Raw genomic sequence first — 16,616 nt, forward strand, 5'->3', positions numbered from 1 at the left:
GGGCGCCTCTGCCCCGACCATCTCGCGAGGGGCGGAGAATGATCGAGGCAGTCGGCCTGACCAAGCGCTACGGGCCGAAGACGGCCGTGCACAACCTGTCGTTCCAGGTGCGTCCGGGCACCGTCACCGGCTTCCTGGGGCCCAACGGCTCCGGCAAGTCGACGACCATGCGGATGATCCTGGGCCTCGACGCCCCGACGTCCGGCCACGCCACGATCGGGGGTCGCCCGTTCCGGCAGACGCCCAACGCGGCGCGGCAGGTGGGTGCGCTGCTGGACGCCAAGGCGGTGCACGGCGGACGCAGCGCGCGGGCGCACCTGCTGTCGCTGGCGCAGCTGTCCGGCATCCCGGCCCGGCGGGTCGACGAGGTGCTGGGGGTGGTCGGCCTGCAGGACGTCGCCCAGCGCCGGTCCGGCGGGTTCTCACTGGGGATGGGCCAGCGGCTGGGGATCGCGGCGGCGCTGCTCGGCGATCCGCAGGTGCTGCTCTTCGACGAGCCGGTCAACGGCCTGGACCCCGAGGGCATCCTGTGGGTGCGGAACCTCATGAAGCAGCTGGCGGCCGAGGGCCGTACGGTCTTCGTCTCCTCGCACCTGATGAGCGAGATGGCGCTGACCGCCGAGCACCTGATCGTGATCGGCCGGGGCCAGTTGCTCGCGGACATGCCCGTCAAGGACTTCATCTCGGCCAACTCCGCGGACTTCGCGCGGGTGCGGACGCCGGACGGTGCGCCGGAGCAGCGCGAGAAGCTGACCGCGGCCGTCGCGGAGGCGGGCGGCCAGGCGGTGCCGGAGGAGGACGGCGCGCTGCGGGTGACCGGGCTGCCGCTGCCCCGGATCAGCGATCTCGCGCACGCGGCCGACATCCGGCTGTGGGAGCTGTCGCCGCACCAGGCGTCGCTGGAGGAGGCGTACATGCGGATGACGCAGGGGGTCGTCGACTACCGCTCGACGGCCGACCAGCGGTCCGGTCTCCAGGCGGCGCCCGCCGGGTACCCGCCGCAGGGTGCCGCCCCCCAGGGGTACGCGCCGGGGCAGCAGGGGGCACCCCCACTGCCGGGCCAGGTGCCGCCGGGGGTGGCCGCGCCGCCGCCGAACCCGTACGCCCAGCAGGCCCCCTACGCCCAGCAGGCCCCGTACGCCCCGGCCGCCCCGGTGCCCGGCGGGCCGGTGCCCCCGCAGCAGGGCCACCCGTACGGGGGACCCGCTCCGTATGGCGCACCCCACCCGTACGGGCAGCAGCCGCCCATGCCGCCCGCCGCCCCCGAGCTCTCAACTCCGTTCGAGCAGGGGGGACCCCGATCCGCCGACCAGCCCACGCCGCACACCCAGGACGTCCGATGACCAGCCCTCAGCAGCCGCAGCCCCAGCCGCAGCCCGGTGCGCCGGGCACCGGTGCGCAGCCGATGCCGCCCTCCGCCCCCGAGCCGGCGACTCCTCCCCCGTCCGCCCCCGTGCCCGCGCCCACCGCCGGACCGATGCCGCCGGCCTCGCCCCCGGCACCCGCCGCGGAGCCGGGGACGATGCTGCTCCAGGCCCAGGCCCAGACCCAGACCCAACCTCAGCCCCAACCGGCCCCCGTCAAGGAGGCCGGCACGATGATGCTCCAGGCGCAGCCGCCGGCCGGTGGCCACCCCGAGCCGCGGCCGCTCGCGGCGCACGGGCCGGGTGCGCAGGGCAAGGAGGGCGGCACGATGATGCTGACCGTTCCCGCGCCCCCGCAGGCCCAGCCCCAGCTGCCCCAACAGTCGCCGCAGGCACCGCAGGCACCGGCCCCGCAGCCGCCGCAGCAGCAGCCGGTCGGCGCCAACTGGCAGGCGGGCAACGTCGGTTACGTCTCGCCGATCCCGGTCCGCCCGACCCACCTGGGCCATGCGCTGGCCGCCGAGTGGACCAAGATCCGTTCGGTGCGCTCGACGATATGGACGCTGGGCGTGATGGTCGTGCTGATCGTCGGCATCGGGCTGCTCACCGCCACCGCCATGTCGGGCCACACCGTCAGCCCCCGCATCGGCTTCGGCTTCTTCAGCGTCATGCTGGGCACCCTGTGCATCATCCCGCTCGGCGTCCTGGTGATCTCCTCCGAGTACGGGACGGGGTTGATCCGGACCACCATGACCGTCTGCCCCAGCCGGGCGCGGGTGCTCGCCGCGAAGTCGATCGTCTTCTTCCTGCTCGCCTTTGTGATCACGACCCTCGCCACCACGGTCGTGTCGCTTGCCATGGCCGGGATGGTGGGCGGCCGGGAGCCGACGATCAGCGAATGGCTGCGGTGCACGGTGGGCGCCGGACTGTACGTCTCGATGCTCGGCCTGCTGGCCATGGCGGTGGGCTCCCTGCTGCGGCACTCCGCCGGCGCCATCAGCGCCATGTTCGGGGTCGTCCTGCTGCCGATGCTGCTCGCGGTCTTCATGCTCGGCGCGTCGAGCCTGCAATGGCTCGCCAAGGGCCTGATCACCTACTCGGTCCCCAATTCCCTGGCGACGCTGTACGGCATTCCGTTCCTCGGCACCGACGGCGGCCCCGAGGGCTGGACCCCGCTGTGGATCCTGACCGGCGTCGCCGCCGTCGCCCTGGCCGCCGCCTTTGCCGTCCAGGAGCGGCGCGACGTGTAACGGCCTCAGTACCGGGGCGCGTTCCGGGACCGCTGGAGCCGTGCGCTCCGGCGGTTCCGTGCGTTCCAGCAGGCTTTGTGCCAGTGCCGGCGGTCGTCGACGTCGCCGTGCCGGGGCCAGGTGACGACGTGCGGGACGCCGGGCGGGATCTCCTGGTCGCAGCCGGGGCAGCGGTAGTGCTTGGCCGCGCCGGAGGCGCCGACCGGCCGGACCACCCAGTCCTCGCCGCGCCACTCCTCGGTGGTTTCCAGACCGTAGCGGCCGACCCCCGCGTGGTCCGCGCGGGCTGCACGGTCCGGGGGGTTCGCACCGCGTTGGCGGTTTCGGCGCGGAGACACAGCACACCTCGGCAGGTCGACGGGGGCGGGGTTCCCCCTGCTCACGGGGTCCCCCGCTCGAACGAAGCGGAGCACGGGAGAGGCGTCGAGAGTTCGGGGGAGGGCTGTCACCAGCGTACGCGGCGCGGTCAGGGGCAAAAGCCCGCCGTCACGTTTCTGCGATGATCTGGAAATTTCGCGTCAGGCCGTGCCCTGGGCACGTGTCGCACGTTGTTGCCGGGTGAGGGGGGGTCGCGTCGGCTGCAAGGAGGCAGAGAGCGATGCGCGTAGGGGCTTTCATCCTGGGCGCCCAGTTCCCCGGTCAGGGACAGGGGGAAGCACTGCACCGAGCGGTGCGTTCCACTGAGGTAGCGGAGCAGGCCGGACTCCACGAAGTCTGGCTCGCCGAACATCACTTCGTCCCCTACGGGGTCTGTCCGCAGGCGGCGACGCTGGCGGCACTGCTGCTGGGACGGACGAGCCGGATCGGGGTCGGGACGGCGGTGAGCGTGCTGCCGACCCAGCATCCGGTGGCGCTCGGCGAGCAGGCGGCGCTGCTGCACCTGACGTCGGAGGGCCGGTTCACGCTCGGCGTCGGCCGGGGCGGTCCCTGGGTGGATCTGGAGGTCTTCGGCTCCGGACTGGCCGCGTACGACCACGGTTTCCCCGAGTCGCTGGATCTGCTGCTGCGGTGGCTGCGCGAGCCCCGGGTGGGTGCGCAGGGCGAGCGCTATTCCTTCCGCGAAGTGGCGGTGGTGCCGCGGTCGTCCGAGGCGCTGACCGACCCGGACGATCCGGACGGGCTGACGGCCGGGCCCCCGGTGGTGGTGGCGTGCACCTCCCCGTCGTCGGTGCGGCTGGCCGCCACGCGCGGACTGCCGATGCTGCTGGGCATGCACTGCGGCGACGAGGAGAAGGCGGAGATGGTCGCGCTGTGGCGGTCGGCGGCGCTGGAGGCCGGCCGGGACCCCTCCGAGGTGGCTGCCGCGGAGCACGTCTCGGCGGGCGTGGTGCAGGTGGCGGACGACCGTCAGGCCGCGGTGGAGACGCTGACGAAGGCGATGCCCGGCTGGCTGCGGCAGGGGCTGGGGGCGCATGTGACGGTCGACGGCCGGTACCGGTCGATGCGCGACCCGCTGGCGTACACGGAGTTGCTGTGCGCGCTGCATCCGGTCGGCTCCCCGGAGTTGTGCGCGGACCGGCTGGCGGCGACGTCGGAGCGCACCGGCATCCGGCGGTTCGCGCTGCTGGTGGAGGGCTCCGGGGATCTGGCCGCCACCGAGGAGAACGTCCGGCGGCTGGGCGCGGAGGTGCTGCCGCAACTGGCGTGACCCCGCCGGGGCGGCGGCGGGGTCCAAGAGGGCCCCTGCGGCACGGGGCACGGCTGATCGGTGGTGCTGCCGCCGGTGCGCAAGCCCCGGAGGGTTCTCCGGCCAACTGGCTCAGCGGCAGCAACTCCGGTCAGCAGTCGCGGAGTTCGGGCGACTGGTTCAGCAACTGGCCGCGGATGGAGGTGAAGCGGGCCAGCCGCTCGTCGACAGCCGGGTCGAGCGGGAAGACCGCGACCCGGTGGCAGTTCTGAAAGGCGAGGCGCACACCGAAGTGACGCTCCAACGAGTCGCGGATGGCGTTGCTCGCGAGTGCGCGGAGCAGCTGGCCGCGCGCCTGCTCGTCCGGCGGCGGCGTCTGGTTGTCGGCGAACTCTCCGCCGTCCGCCTTCAGCCGGTCCACCAGAGAGCTGATCATCCCCCATGCGTAGGGCAGGGAAGTCCGGACGCAGTCGACAAACGCGGCTTCGTCGACCTCGCCTCGCTCGGCCTGTTCGAGGAGGGCCGGTGAGACGTCGAGCGACATGAGGTTCTCCTCTCGCGGCCCCGCCGGGACCGACGGGGCCTCATGGATGAGACAAGGGGAATTCGCGACAGAGCGTGTTCGCCCCGCGACCCCCCGCGTCAACGGTATGCCGCGCAAGGGGCCCGCACCAGGAGATTGCACATACAACCGGCCATGCGCGGACGCCGGGGGTGCGGGGGTTTCCGCCGTAAAGAGACCCCGGTGCGGGGGCGAATCGCGTCGGCGGCCCCGATTCGAGTAGCGTGGCGCACCATGCGCCTCGTCATTGCCCGCTGCTCCGTGGACTACGCGGGCCGGCTCACCGCCCATCTCCCCTCCGCGCCCCGCCTCATCCTGGTGAAGGCCGACGGCTCCGTGTCCATCCATGCGGACGACCGGGCCTACAAACCCCTCAACTGGATGTCCCCGCCCTGCTCCCTCAAGGAGGGGGACGGCAACGTCTGGACGGTGGAGAACAAGGGCGGCGAGAAGCTCATCATCACCCTGGAGGAGGTCATGCACGACTCCTCGCACGAGTTGGGCGTGGACCCCGGGCTCATCAAGGACGGTGTGGAGGCCCACCTCCAGGAGCTGCTCGCCGACCGGATCGAGACACTGGGCGAGGGCTACTCGCTTATTCGGCGTGAATACCCCACTGCCATTGGCCCGGTGGATATCTTGTGCCGGGACGCCGACGGGCAGACCGTCGCCGTCGAGATCAAGCGGCGCGGTGAGATCGACGGCGTGGAGCAGCTCACCCGTTATCTCGAACTCCTCAACCGTGACCCGCACCTGGCCCCGGTGAAGGGCATCTTCGCAGCTCAGGAAATCAAGCCGCAGGCCCGGGTGTTGGCCACCGACCGCGGCATCGGCTGTGTGGTGCTGGACTACGACGGGCTGCGCGGCATCGAGGACGACAAGCTGCGGCTGTTCTGACCCGCCGCACCGGCCGCACCGCGACGGCCCGGTACGCGATCCGTCCGCCCATGGGGCGGCGGTGCGTACCGGGCCGTCGCGGCGTTTCGGCGCGTGCCTGGTGTGCCGGGTGGTGCCTGCGGGGCACCGGGGGTGTCAGCCGGTCGGGGTGCCCTGGCCTGATGCCGACTGGCCGGATGACGCCTGGCCCGACGGCGGCGCGGTGGTGTCGCCGCCGTTCCCCGTGGTGGACGGCGCCACCGCGGAATGGCTGCCGGACGGACTGCCGCCCGAGGAGCCGCCGGACGTCGTCGGCGGCTGGCCGGTAGGGGTGTCCGTGGGCTTCTGCGTCGGCGTGGGGTCGGTCGGGGTGCCGGTCGGCTTCTGCGTCGGCGTGGGGTCGGTGGGGGTACCGGTCGGGGTGTGGGTGGGACGGTGGGTCGGACGGCCGCTGGACGACGTGGGGCCGCCGGTCGGGTCGGTGGGGCTGGAGGTCGGGCCGCCGGTCGGGGTGCCCGGGCCGCTGGGCGCACCGGTGGTGCCCGGGGCGGACGGCGCGGTGGTGCCCCGGTGGCCGGGCGTGCCGGGAGTGCCGGGCCGGGTGGTGCCGGACCCGGTGGGCGGCAGGCCGGAACCGGTGCCGGGCAGCTGGGCCGGGTCCTGCGCATCGCCGGTGGCCGGGGACTGCCTGGTGGTGACCTTGTCGTCGTGCGGGCCGGAGTTGTCGGAGGTCATGCCGAGGGTGAGGGCGGTGCCGAGCCCGGCGGCCACCAGCACGCCGGCGCCCGCGGCGATGAGGTTGCGGCGGCTGGTGCGGCGGATACCGCGCCCCAGGCCCCCGGCGCCGGTCGCCGCGGCCTTGCCGGCCGTCCCGGACTTCGCGGCGTGCGCGCCCTTCACGGCCGGGACGGCGGCGGCGGTCGCGCCGGGCGAGGACGCGGGTCCCCCCGACGGCCGGCCGACCGTGGCGGCCCCGGCAGTCCGGTCGACGGCCGTGGTGGCCGGCCCCTCGGGGCGGGCGACGGCGTGCAGCTTGGCGGTGGACACGGCGTCGGGCGTCGCGGCACCGGCCGGGCCGGCGGCCGTCTCGTGCGCCTGCGGCCCGTCCGGGGTGTCCGTCGCGGCGGCAGCGGAGGCCGCGGCCGCCGGGTCGACGGAGGCCATCACGGTCGTCGGCGCGTCCGCAGCGGCGGCCCGCGACCGGTCGATGACCAGGGCGAGGGCCCGCCGCCCGGCGATCGCGCCGTCGCGGTCGGAGAGCACCCCGCGCAGCCCGATGGACGCCTCCAGCTCGGCGCGCGCCCGGTCGACGTTGCCGCTGCACAGCGCGAGCACGCCCAGGTCGTGGTGGAAGTACGCCTCCTCGGCGACCTCACCGGCCAGTCGGGCGGCCTCCTGGCCGTGCCGCAGGCTGCGCTCCCAGGCGCTCCAGTGCAGCGCCGCGGCGAACGCGGGCGCGGCGGTGCGGGCCAGCAGCACCGCGGCGGCCGGGTGGCCGCTCTCCCGGCTGCCGGTCAGCACGCCCATGGCGGCCAGCACCGCGTCGGACTCGGCGGCGGCCCGCTCGGGGGTGACCGAGGGGTGCCCGGCCCACCAGGCGTAGTGCTGGGCGGCGGTGTGCGCGCGGGCGGCGGCGTCCTCGGCGTAGCCGGCGGCGGTCAGCTGGTCCAGGACGGTCGCGGCCAGGCGGTAGTGGCCACCGGCCGGGCTGATCAGGCCGCAGCCGAGCAGTTCGCCGAGGGCGGCGTCGGCGTGGGTGTCCTGGGCCAGGGCCGGCAGGTGCGCCTGGTGCGGCAGCTCGCCACCGAGGGCGACCGCGAAGCGGAGGGTCTCCTGGGCGGCGGCGCCGAGCCGCTCGGCGAGCAGCGGGGCGGGGGCGACGGCCTCGCCGAGGGCCGGCAGCGGCACATCGGTGCGCTGCTCTGGGTCCACCGGGTCGGCGGTGCCGTCCTCGGGGAAGAGTCCGTAGCCGTCGTCGAGGGCGCCGGGCGCGGTCCGTGCCTTGTCGCGCTGCCGGAGCAGGGCGGCGGCCTGGACGAACCGCAGCGGCAGCCCCTCGGACTCGAACCAGAGGTCGGCGGCCCAGGCGGCCTCGTCCGCGGTGAGCCGGCGGTCCACGGCGCGCTCCAGCAGCCGCATGCCGGCGTCCCGGCTGATCCCGCCGACGAAGACCTCTTCGACGTGTGCGTCGGCGCTGGGGGCGGGCACGTCGGGGGTGGCGGCGAAGAGGAAGGCGCACTCCGGGGTGGCCTCCAGCAGCTCGTCGAGCGCGGCACCGCCGAGCTCCAGGTCGTCCAGGACGACGACCGCGCCGATGCCGCCGAGCAGGCGCAGCAGCTCGGGCCGCTCCGGGCGGTGCTCCGGGGCCCGGTAGACCGCCGCGAACAGGGCGTAGAGGACGTCGGTGACGCTGCGGTGGTAGCCGGAGAGCCGGACCACGCCGTCCGGGGCGAGGTCGCCGACGCGGCCGGCGACCGCGTCCAGCAGCCGGGTGCGGCCCGATCCTGCGGGGCCGCTCACGCGCACCGAGCGGCCGCGGGTGAGCAGCCGCACCAGTCGGGCGATGTCCTCGTCGCGCTCTTCGAGGGGGATGTCGTGACCGGCGAAGGACACCGGCCCGGACGGCACCGGCGGCTGGGCCGCGCGGGCCGCGGCGGCACGGTCCTGGGGGTCGAGCTTCTCCGGCGCGGCGGGCCGCTCGCCGGGCGGGCAGGGCTGTATCTCACAGCCGTCGACCGGGTTGACGGTGACGAGGTAGTTGCCGGAGACCAGGCGGACGACGCGGGCGAGCCCGCCGGATCCGCCCTGCCGGCCGGCGGCGTCGGACGCCGGCGGACCGGCCGTGCCGGCCTGCTCGCCGTACTCCTCGGGCCCCGGGTGGGTGTTCGGGTCCATGCTGCAAGCTCCCAGAATGTGCGTGCCGTCGGTGCTTCCGGCCGTCCGCACTCCCCCGGCTCCGGCGGATCTCCTCAGCCGTCGCGTCTGGTCCGGTGCCCCGCCGCGGATGATGGCACACGGCGGGCAACCGAACCATAGACCGATCTCCGGCACGGGGCACGGCCGGGGTGGCACCTTGACGGGAACGACAGCAGATCAGGGGAAACGCGCGGTTCGCCGCGTTTCCACCGATTATCCCGGATCCCCGCCTCCCCTCCGAGGCGACGACCACGGCCGCCGCCCCCGCTCCTCGCGCCCGGAGGAGACCCTGCTCACACCCGGGGAAGCGACTCCGCCTCGATCCCGCCCTCGATCGCGAGGATGCGGTGGAGCCGGGTGGCGACCAGGAGCCGCTGCATCTGCGGCGGCACCCCCCGCAGCACCAGCCGGCGGTTGTTGCGGCCGGCCCGGCGGTGTGCGCCCATGATCACGCCGAGGCCGGTGGCGTCCCACGAATCCAGTTCGGTCAGATCCAGCACCAGATCACCCCGGCCGGAGTCCACGGCGGCATGCAGCGCCGTGCGGGCGTCCGCCGCGCTGCGAACGTCGAGGCGGCCCCCGACGACCAGCTCGGCGTGGTCGCCCCTGATGTGCATATGCGCTCCCCGATGTCATGGGTTGTGGTGCATTGTCGTCTACCGATCTGACTGCCTCTCATACGGCGAAGTTGCCGTCTGTAAGCGAACCGATACCGAAATCACTCCGACGGGTGATCCCGTCGGAGTGCTGGGCTGACGCGCCATCAGTGCGCGTAGAAGCCCTGTCCGCTCTTGCGGCCGATGTCGCCGGCGTCCACCATGCGCCGCATGATCTCCGGCGGGGCGAACTTCTCGTCCTGGGACTCGGTGTAGATGTTCTCGGTGGCGTGCAGCAGGATGTCGACGCCGGTCAGGTCGGCGGTGGCCAGCGGCCCCATCGCGTGGCCGAAGCCCAGCTTGCAGGCGATGTCGATGTCCTCGGCGCTGGCCACGCCGGACTCGTAGAGCTTGGCGGCCTCGACGACCAGCGCCGAGATCAGCCGGGTGGTGACGAAGCCGGCCACGTCGCGGTTGACCACGACGCAGGTCTTGCCGACCGACTCGGCGAACTCCCGCGCGGCGGCGAGGGTTTCGTCACTGGTCTTGTAGCCGCGGACCAGCTCGCACAGCTGCATCATCGGCACCGGCGAGAAGAAGTGCGTGCCGACCACCCGCTCGGGCCGCGAGGTGGCCGAGGCGATCTTGGTGATCGGGATCGCCGAGGTGTTGGAGGCCAGCACCGCGTCCTCCTTGGCGAGCTTGTCCAGCGCCTGGAAGATCTCCCGCTTGACCTCGATCTTCTCGAAGACCGCCTCCACGACGATGTCCGCGTCGGCGACCGCGTCCAGATCGGTGGTGGTGGTGATGCGGGCCAGCGCCTGCTCGGCGGCGCCCGCCTCCAGCTTGCCCTTCGCGACGAACTTCTCGAAGGAGGCGGCGATGCCGCCCTTGCCGCGGGCCAGCGCCTCGTCCGTGACATCGCGGAGGACGACGTCCCAACCGGCCTGGGCCGAGACCTGCGCGATACCGGAACCCATCAGTCCGGCGCCGATGACGGCAAGCTTCTTTGCCACTGCTGTCCCCTCACACCCTGTGCATTTGACGGTCCTGAGTGACGTTAGCGGTCACCGGCGATCGATTGGCGGTGAAGAGATGCGCGTCACTCCCTCCCCTCACCCGACCGCCGCCTCTCCACACGGCCCGACGGGCCGTGGCGCCTCCCGTCATGACGGACATCACACCCCCTGCTGCGGTCCGGCGCACGCCCGGGAGGCCGTCAGCCGGCCCTCCACACGGCGTAGTTGAGGCCCTGTCCGCTCGGCGGCGCCAACGCGCCCCGTACCACGCCCCGTTGCTACGCCCCGTTCGGCGGCTGGTTCGGCGGCTCGTCCGGCGGCTCCGGCGCAGCCTCGGGAAGAACCGCACGGTGCCCGCACGGACGCGGGCGAGGGGATGCCGGCGAACCGGGCCCCGCGGCGCCGTCGGCGGCCCCGCCGCCCCGAGCCGTCCCCCGGGCCGCGGCGTAGTCTCACTCGTATGGTGAATCTGACCCGCATCTACACCCGTACCGGAGACAAGGGCACCACCGCGCTCGGCGACATGAGCCGGACCGCCAAGACCGACGCCCGCATCGCGGCGTACGCGGACGCCAACGAGGCCAATGCGGCGATCGGCGTGGCGCTGGCCCTCGGGTCGCTGTCGGAGGAGATCGCCGCGGTACTGCTGCGGGTGCAGAACGACCTCTTCGACGTGGGCGCCGACCTGTCCACCCCCGTGGTGGAGAACCCGGAGTTCCCGCCGCTGCGCGTCGAGCAGTCCTACGTCGACAAGCTGGAGGCGGACTGCGACCGCTTCCTGGAAGAGCTGGAGAAGCTCCGCAGCTTCATCCTCCCCGGCGGCACCCCCGGCGCCGCCCTGCTCCACCAGGCATGCACGGTCGTCCGCCGGGCCGAGCGCTCCACCTGGGCGGCCATGGAGGAGCACGGCGAGACCATGAACCCGCTCACCGCCACCTACCTCAACCGCCTCTCCGACCTGCTGTTCATCCTGGCCCGGACGGCCAACAAGGAGGTCGGGGACGTGCTGTGGGTGCCGGGCGGCGAGCGCTGAGACCCCACCCGGCCTCAGTGGAGGCTCTCCTCCCGGGACCGGGCCGGCGCCTCCTCCGGCGCGGCCCGGTCCTTGGGGGCCTTCTTCGGCCAGATCAGATACGTCAGCACGATCACGCCGTGGATCGACACGATGCGCAGGCCCGCGGCCTGCCAGCCGCGCAGCGACGAGATGTCGCCGTCGCCGACGTACCAGATCGCGCCCTGTAGCAGTGCGGCCGCCACCGCGGCCATCAGCACCGTGCGCAGCCACAGCTTCGCCTCGTGCTTGAGGTGGTCCCGGCCGTAGCGCTTGATCGGGGCCGGGCCGCCGGCGAAGCGGTGCGCGACGCGTAGGTCCACCCACTTGATCGTGTAGTGGCCGTAGGCGACGGTGTAGCCGATGTAGAGGGCGGCCAGGCCGTGCTTCCAGTCCGCGGTGGCGCCGTTCTTCAGGTCGATCGCGGTGACGATCAACAGCGCCAGCTCCAGCAGCGGTTCCAGCAGCAGCACCGCCGCGCCGGTCTTCGGCATCCGCGCCAGATAGCGCAGCGCCAGGCCCGCGGCGAGCAGCACCCAGAAGCCGACCTCGCAGGCGATGATCAGCGTGACGACCACGGTTGCTCTCCTCTCCCGCCGCCCCGCGCCCCGGACTGCTGCGGGGCTCCCACCGAGCGGAGCGGACTCCCCAGTCTCCCAGCCGCCGGCTCCCGCAACGTCGTCGGCGGCGACGATCCGGCACTGCATCTTTCGATGTAGGCGCCCTGGTCCGCGGGGTGACGGCGGACCGCAGCGGCGCCGTGTTGGATGGAGGGGTGATTGCCAGAGCCCTCGCCGCGCCCGGACGCGCGCACCGCCACGACGTGCTCGTCGTGCCCGGACGCCCGCACCGCCACGACGTGCTCATCGCGGGCGGCGGACTGGCCGCCGGGGTGCTGTTGCGGGCGCTGCACCTGCACGGCGGGCCGCCGCTCCTCGGCCTGCCCGCCTCGCTGAACCTGCTCGCGCTCACCGTCATGGCCGGGGCCGTGCTGCTGCGCCGCACCGCCCCGATGGTCGCGTTGGCCCTGGCCGTGCCGGCACTGGTCCTCGACTTCTGCACCGGCACCCTGATCACCACGCTCCTGATGTTCACGGACGTGGTCTACGCCGCGGTGCTGTACGGCCCACCGGCCGCGGCCCGCCGGATCCCGCTCGGCTCGGAGCTGGTGTCGGTGCTGGCCACGGCCGTCGCGGCGGCGACCTGGCACAACCCGCAGGTGCTGATGATCGGCATCGGCATCGCACTGGTCACCGTCGCCCCGGCCTGGACCGGCCTGATCATCCGCAACCACCGGGACGCCGCGCAGGCCGCCCGGCTGCGGGCCGAACAGACCGCGCTGCTGGCCGAGATGGACCGCGACCAGGCGGTGGCCGGCGAACGCGCCCGGATGGCCAGGGAACTGCACGACCTAGTCGCCAACCACCTGTCCGCGATCGCCATCCACGCCACCGCTGCGCAGACCCTCGACGACCCCACCGCGACCCGCGCCGCGCTCGGCGTGATCCGCGAGAACAGCGTCCAGGGCCTGGCCGAAATGCGCCGCCTCATCGGGCTGTTGCGGGACCACAAGGCCACCGGGGCGGAGGAACCGGCGGCCACCCCCACCCTCGACGGACTGGAGGCCCTGGTCGCACAGGCCCGTACGAACGGCGCCGCCAGCGGCCTGACGTTCGTCCTGGACGACGCCCGGCCGCCGACCGGGCCGGGTGCCCGGAAGCCGCCCGCACCGGTCGAGTTGGCCGCGTACCGGATCGTCCAGGAGTCGCTGACCAACGCGCTCAAGCACGCCGTACCCGGCCACGTCCGGGTGCGGATCGCCGACGAGTCCGACGGGGCGCTCACCGTCACCGTCCGCAGTCCCTACGGCGACCGGCCGGGCCCCCGCGCGCCCGGTTCCGGGGCCGGCCTGGTCGGCATGCGGGAGCGGATCGCCCTGTTGGGCGGGGAGTTCGACGCCGGCCCGGAAGCCGGGCAGGACGGAAGCGTCTGGCTGGTCAGGGCAGCGCTGCCCGCCGGCGGAAAGGAAGAACAATGATGACCGGCACCGCCGAACGACCCATCAGGGTCCTGGTCGCCGAGGACCAGTCAGCCGTACGGGCCGGACTGGTCCTCATCCTGGGCTCCGTACCCGACATCGAGGTCGTCGCGGAGGCGGTGGACGGCGAGGAGGCCCTCGCCATGGCCCGCGCCCTGCGCCCGGACCTCGTCCTGATGGACATCCAGATGCCCCGGCTGGACGGCGTCTCGGCCACCCGCCGGATCACCGCGGAGGGGCTGGCCGACGTCCTGGTGCTGACCACCTTCGACCTGGACGAGTACGTCTTCGGCGCGCTGCGCGCGGGGGCCGCGGGCTTTCTGCTCAAGGACAGCGACGCGGCGACGCTGCTCGGCGCGGTCCGCACGGTGGCGGCCGGCGAGGGCCTGATCGCCCCGGCGGTGACCCGTCGGCTGATCGCCGAGTTCGCCCGGCCGCGGACGGCGGCCCGGCCGGCGCGCGACCGCCAGGCCCCGGACCCGGCAGTACTGGGCGCGCTGACGCCGCGGGAGCGGGAGGTGCTGGGGTGCCTGGGCGAGGGGCTGTCGAACGCCGATATCGCGGTGCGGCTGGCCATGGCGGAGGCCACCGTGAAGACCCACGTCAGCCGACTCCTGGCCAAACTGGAACTGCGCAGCCGGCTGCAAGCGGCCGTACTGGCCCAGGAGTTGGGGGTGGAGGCACCCTAGGGGGCACCCGAACGGATCCCGTAGGGGGCGCCCAGGCCCCCTACGGGGCCACAACGGGTCAGGGGCGGGGAGTATTCCCGTGGAAGCGGCCAAGGCCCCCGCGCGCGTCAGGCCACGTTCACCCGCTGGCCGGGCGGTGCCGCCTCCAGCCATGCCAGGAAGCCCGTCAGGGCGTCCTCGCTCATCGCGAGCTCCACCCGGATGCCGTTGTGCGAGCAGGCCAGCACGATGGAGTCGGAGAGCAGCGCGAGCTCCTCTTCGCCCTGGGGGGTACGGCGCTCCAGTACCTCGATGGCGGAGCGCTCCAGCAGGCGACGGGGCCGGGGTGCGTACGAGAAGACCCGGAACCACTCGATCCGGTCACCGTTGTACCGCGCCACGCCGTAGATCCAGCCCTTGCCGCTGGGCTCGTTCTCCGGCACGTTCCAGCGCAGGCTGCAGTCGAAGGTGCCGCCGGACCGCTGGATGAGCCGTCGCCTCAGTCCGAAGACGAACAGCCCCACCAGCACCAGCAGCACGACCGCGCCGCTCACAAGCAGAGCGAGGACCATCTAGACCGACCTCCTCGCCTCGGTGGGGTACCCCCGGACTGGGTCCGGGGCAGGGAAACGCACCTGCATTGCCTCAGCCGCGGACCGCTCCGGAAGTCCGGGCAGCCCGCGGCTGAGGATCGATCTCGTCGGTGACGGAGCTCAGTGAGTGCCCGCCACCGCGCGCAGCCGGACGTCGGCGCGGCGCTCGGCGGCTGCGTCAGCATCCGACTTCGCTCGCTCCAGAGCCCGCTCCGCACGCTGGACATCGATCTCGTCCGACAGCTCGGCGATCTCCGCCAGCAGAGACAGCTTGTTGTCGGCGAACGAAATGAAGCCGCCGTGCACCGCGGCGACGACGGTGCCGTCCCCGCCCTCGCCGGTCGTGCGAATCGTCACCGGGCCCGACTGCAGCACGCCGAGCAGCGGCTGGTGTCCGGGCATGACGCCGATGTCGCCCGACGAGGTGCGCGCGACGACCAGGCTGGCCTCGCCGGACCAGACCTGCCGGTCCGCGGCGACCAACTCGACGTGCAGCTCAGCCACGATGGCTCCTCGGGTCTCCACCTGCCTGGTGTGGCAGATGTTGGGTCAAATACTAGTGGTCGTACGGGCCGGGGACGGCCAGGGCCGCCCCCGGTCCGGGAGCACGGGTCAGGAGACGCCAAGCTCCTTGGCGTTCTTCTTGAGGTCCTCAAGACCACCGCACATGAAGAACGCCTGCTCCGGGAAGTGGTCGTACTCGCCGTCGGCGATCGCGTTGAAGGCCGCGATCGACTCGTCCAGCGGCACGTCCGAACCGTCCACACCGGTGAACTGCTTCGCCACGTGGGTGTTCTGCGAGAGGAAGCGCTCGATCCGGCGGGCGCGGTAGACCGTGAGCCGGTCCTCCTCGCTGAGCTCGTCCATACCCAGAATCGAGATGATGTCCTGGAGGTCCTTGTACTTCTGCAGGATCGACTTCACGCGCGAGGCGCAGTCGTAGTGGTCCTGCGAGATGTAGCGCGGGTCCAGGATCCGGGACGTCGAGTCCAGCGGGTCGACCGCCGGGTAGATGCCCTTCTCCGAGATCGGACGCGAGAGAACGGTGGTCGCGTCCAGGTGGGCGAAGGTGGTCGCCGGCGCCGGGTCGGTCAGGTCGTCCGCGGGGACGTAGATCGCCTGCATCGAGGTGATCGAGTGACCACGGGTCGAGGTGATGCGCTCCTGGAGGAGACCCATCTCGTCGGCCAGGTTCGGCTGGTAACCCACCGCGGAGGGCATCCGGCCGAGCAGGGTCGAGACCTCGGAACCGGCCTGGGTGAAGCGGAAGATGTTGTCGATGAAGAACAGCACGTCCTGCTTCTGGACGTCACGGAAGTACTCGGCCATGGTGAGGCCGGCCAGCGCGACGCGCAGACGGGTGCCCGGCGGCTCGTCCATCTGACCGAAGACCAGCGCGGTCTTGTCGATGACGCCGGAGTCGGTCATCTCCTCGATGAGGTCGTTGCCCTCACGGGTGCGCTCGCCGACACCGGCGAACACCGACACACCGTCGTGGTTGTTGGCCACGCGGTAGATCATTTCCTGGATCAGAACGGTCTTGCCGACACCGGCACCACCGAACAGACCGATCTTGCCGCCCTTGACGTACGGGGTCAGCAGGTCGATGACCTTGACGCCGGTCTCGAACATCTCGGTCTTCGACTCGAGCTGGTCGAAGGACGGCGCCTTGCGGTGGATCGCCCAGCGCTCGGTGACCTCGGACTCGGCCTCCGGCTTGTTCAGGATCTCACCGAGGGTGTTGAACACCTTGCCCTTGGTGATGTCACCGACCGGAACGGTGATGCCGTTGCCGGTGTTGGTGACGGTGGCCTGGCGGACCAGGCCGTCGGTGGGCTGCATGGAGATCGCACGGACCAGGCCCTCGCCCAGGTGCTGGGCGACCTCGAGGGTCAGGGTCTTCTTGGCACCGGCCTCGGCCGGGTCCGCGACCTCGACGGTCAGCGCGTTGTAGATGTCCGGCATCGCGTCGACGGGGAACTCCACGTCGACGACCGGGCCGATCACCCGGGCGACGCGGCCCGTGGCAACGGCCGTCTCAACAGTGGTGGTCATA

General features: G+C 72.8%; 16 protein-coding genes. 7 read left to right on the plus strand and 9 right to left on the minus strand.

All coding sequences use genetic code 11. The annotated features are described in order from the left end of the window. Nucleotides 1–38 precede the first annotated feature (38 nt). Nucleotides 39–1,343 carry an ABC transporter ATP-binding protein gene (locus MOV08_RS14505; protein WP_275307699.1) on the plus strand — a complete coding sequence of 435 codons (1,305 nt, stop codon included), beginning with the start codon at nt 39–41 and terminating at the stop codon, nt 1,341–1,343. After that, nucleotides 1,340–2,614: an ABC transporter permease gene (locus MOV08_RS14510; protein WP_275307700.1), complete on the plus strand. Its 1,275-nt coding sequence runs from the start codon at nt 1,340–1,342 to the stop codon at nt 2,612–2,614. Before MOV08_RS14505 ends, MOV08_RS14510 begins: the two co-directional genes overlap by 4 nt. 5 nt (nt 2,615–2,619) lie before the next feature. Here the strand turns inward: MOV08_RS14510 and MOV08_RS14515 are convergent, their stop codons facing one another. After that, the gene (locus MOV08_RS14515) at nt 2,620–2,952 is read right to left on the minus strand and encodes an ATP/GTP-binding protein (protein ID WP_275307701.1); all 333 of its coding nucleotides are present in this window, start codon (nt 2,950–2,952) and stop codon (nt 2,620–2,622) included. Between the two features lie 260 nt (nt 2,953–3,212). Between MOV08_RS14515 and MOV08_RS14520 the strand changes: the two genes are divergently transcribed. Further along, nucleotides 3,213–4,262, plus strand: a complete 1,050-nt coding sequence (locus MOV08_RS14520; RefSeq protein WP_039632744.1) for an LLM class flavin-dependent oxidoreductase — start codon at nt 3,213–3,215, stop codon at nt 4,260–4,262. 130 nt (nt 4,263–4,392) lie between these two features. Here MOV08_RS14520 and MOV08_RS14525 read toward each other — a convergent pair whose 3' ends face one another. Beyond that, nucleotides 4,393–4,785: an SCO5389 family protein gene (locus tag MOV08_RS14525; protein WP_039632745.1), complete on the minus strand. Its 393-nt coding sequence runs from the start codon at nt 4,783–4,785 to the stop codon at nt 4,393–4,395. 252 nt (nt 4,786–5,037) lie between these two features. Between MOV08_RS14525 and nucS the strand changes: the two genes are divergently transcribed. Continuing rightward, entirely contained in the window at nt 5,038–5,700 is a 663-nt protein-coding gene (gene nucS, locus MOV08_RS14530; RefSeq protein ID WP_039632746.1) for an endonuclease NucS, read from the plus strand. A 135-nt stretch (nt 5,701–5,835) separates the two neighbouring features. Here the strand turns inward: nucS and MOV08_RS14535 are convergent, their stop codons facing one another. The 3 genes from MOV08_RS14535 to MOV08_RS14545 form a co-directional block, all read right to left on the minus strand. Next, entirely contained in the window at nt 5,836–8,574 is a 2,739-nt protein-coding gene (locus MOV08_RS14535; RefSeq protein WP_275307702.1) for a P-loop NTPase family protein, read from the minus strand. 314 nt (nt 8,575–8,888) lie between these two features. Further along, nucleotides 8,889–9,212 carry an STAS domain-containing protein gene (locus tag MOV08_RS14540; RefSeq protein ID WP_039632750.1) on the minus strand — a complete coding sequence of 108 codons (324 nt, stop codon included), beginning with the start codon at nt 9,210–9,212 and terminating at the stop codon, nt 8,889–8,891. A gap of 146 nt (nt 9,213–9,358) precedes the next feature. Continuing rightward, nucleotides 9,359–10,207 (minus strand): 3-hydroxyacyl-CoA dehydrogenase family protein, encoded by an 849-nt coding sequence (locus tag MOV08_RS14545; protein ID WP_039632751.1) that lies wholly within the window; start codon nt 10,205–10,207, stop codon nt 9,359–9,361. 463 nt (nt 10,208–10,670) lie between these two features. On the opposite strand from MOV08_RS14545, the gene MOV08_RS14550 reads away from it, so the two are divergent. After that, nucleotides 10,671–11,243, plus strand: a complete 573-nt coding sequence (locus MOV08_RS14550) for a cob(I)yrinic acid a,c-diamide adenosyltransferase (RefSeq protein ID WP_275307703.1) — start codon at nt 10,671–10,673, stop codon at nt 11,241–11,243. Between the two features lie 14 nt (nt 11,244–11,257). Here MOV08_RS14550 and MOV08_RS14555 read toward each other — a convergent pair whose 3' ends face one another. Next, nucleotides 11,258–11,839 (minus strand): hypothetical protein, encoded by a 582-nt coding sequence (locus MOV08_RS14555; RefSeq protein ID WP_039632755.1) that lies wholly within the window; start codon nt 11,837–11,839, stop codon nt 11,258–11,260. Between the two features lie 200 nt (nt 11,840–12,039). On the opposite strand from MOV08_RS14555, the gene MOV08_RS14560 reads away from it, so the two are divergent. After that, nucleotides 12,040–13,299 carry a sensor histidine kinase gene (locus MOV08_RS14560; RefSeq protein ID WP_420834292.1) on the plus strand — a complete coding sequence of 420 codons (1,260 nt, stop codon included), beginning with the start codon at nt 12,040–12,042 and terminating at the stop codon, nt 13,297–13,299. Continuing rightward, the gene (locus tag MOV08_RS14565) at nt 13,299–13,988 is read left to right on the plus strand and encodes a response regulator (RefSeq protein ID WP_039632756.1); all 690 of its coding nucleotides are present in this window, start codon (nt 13,299–13,301) and stop codon (nt 13,986–13,988) included. Before MOV08_RS14560 ends, MOV08_RS14565 begins: the two co-directional genes overlap by 1 nt. A 107-nt stretch (nt 13,989–14,095) precedes the next feature. On the opposite strand, the gene MOV08_RS14570 is transcribed toward MOV08_RS14565, so the two are convergent. The 3 genes from MOV08_RS14570 to atpD form a co-directional block, all read right to left on the minus strand. Continuing rightward, a complete protein-coding gene (locus MOV08_RS14570) occupies nt 14,096–14,539 on the minus strand; it encodes a DUF2550 domain-containing protein (RefSeq protein ID WP_039632758.1) in 444 nt (147 codons plus the stop codon). Between the two features lie 141 nt (nt 14,540–14,680). Further along, nucleotides 14,681–15,064 carry a F0F1 ATP synthase subunit epsilon gene (locus MOV08_RS14575; protein ID WP_039632760.1) on the minus strand — a complete coding sequence of 128 codons (384 nt, stop codon included), beginning with the start codon at nt 15,062–15,064 and terminating at the stop codon, nt 14,681–14,683. Between the two features lie 108 nt (nt 15,065–15,172). Next, a complete protein-coding gene (atpD, locus tag MOV08_RS14580; RefSeq protein ID WP_039632762.1) occupies nt 15,173–16,615 on the minus strand; it encodes a F0F1 ATP synthase subunit beta in 1,443 nt (480 codons plus the stop codon). Nucleotide 16,616: the final 1 nt, after the last annotated feature.

This window comes from Streptomyces yunnanensis, from assembly GCF_029011865.1.
Lineage (GTDB): Bacteria > Actinomycetota > Actinomycetes > Streptomycetales > Streptomycetaceae > Streptomyces > Streptomyces yunnanensis.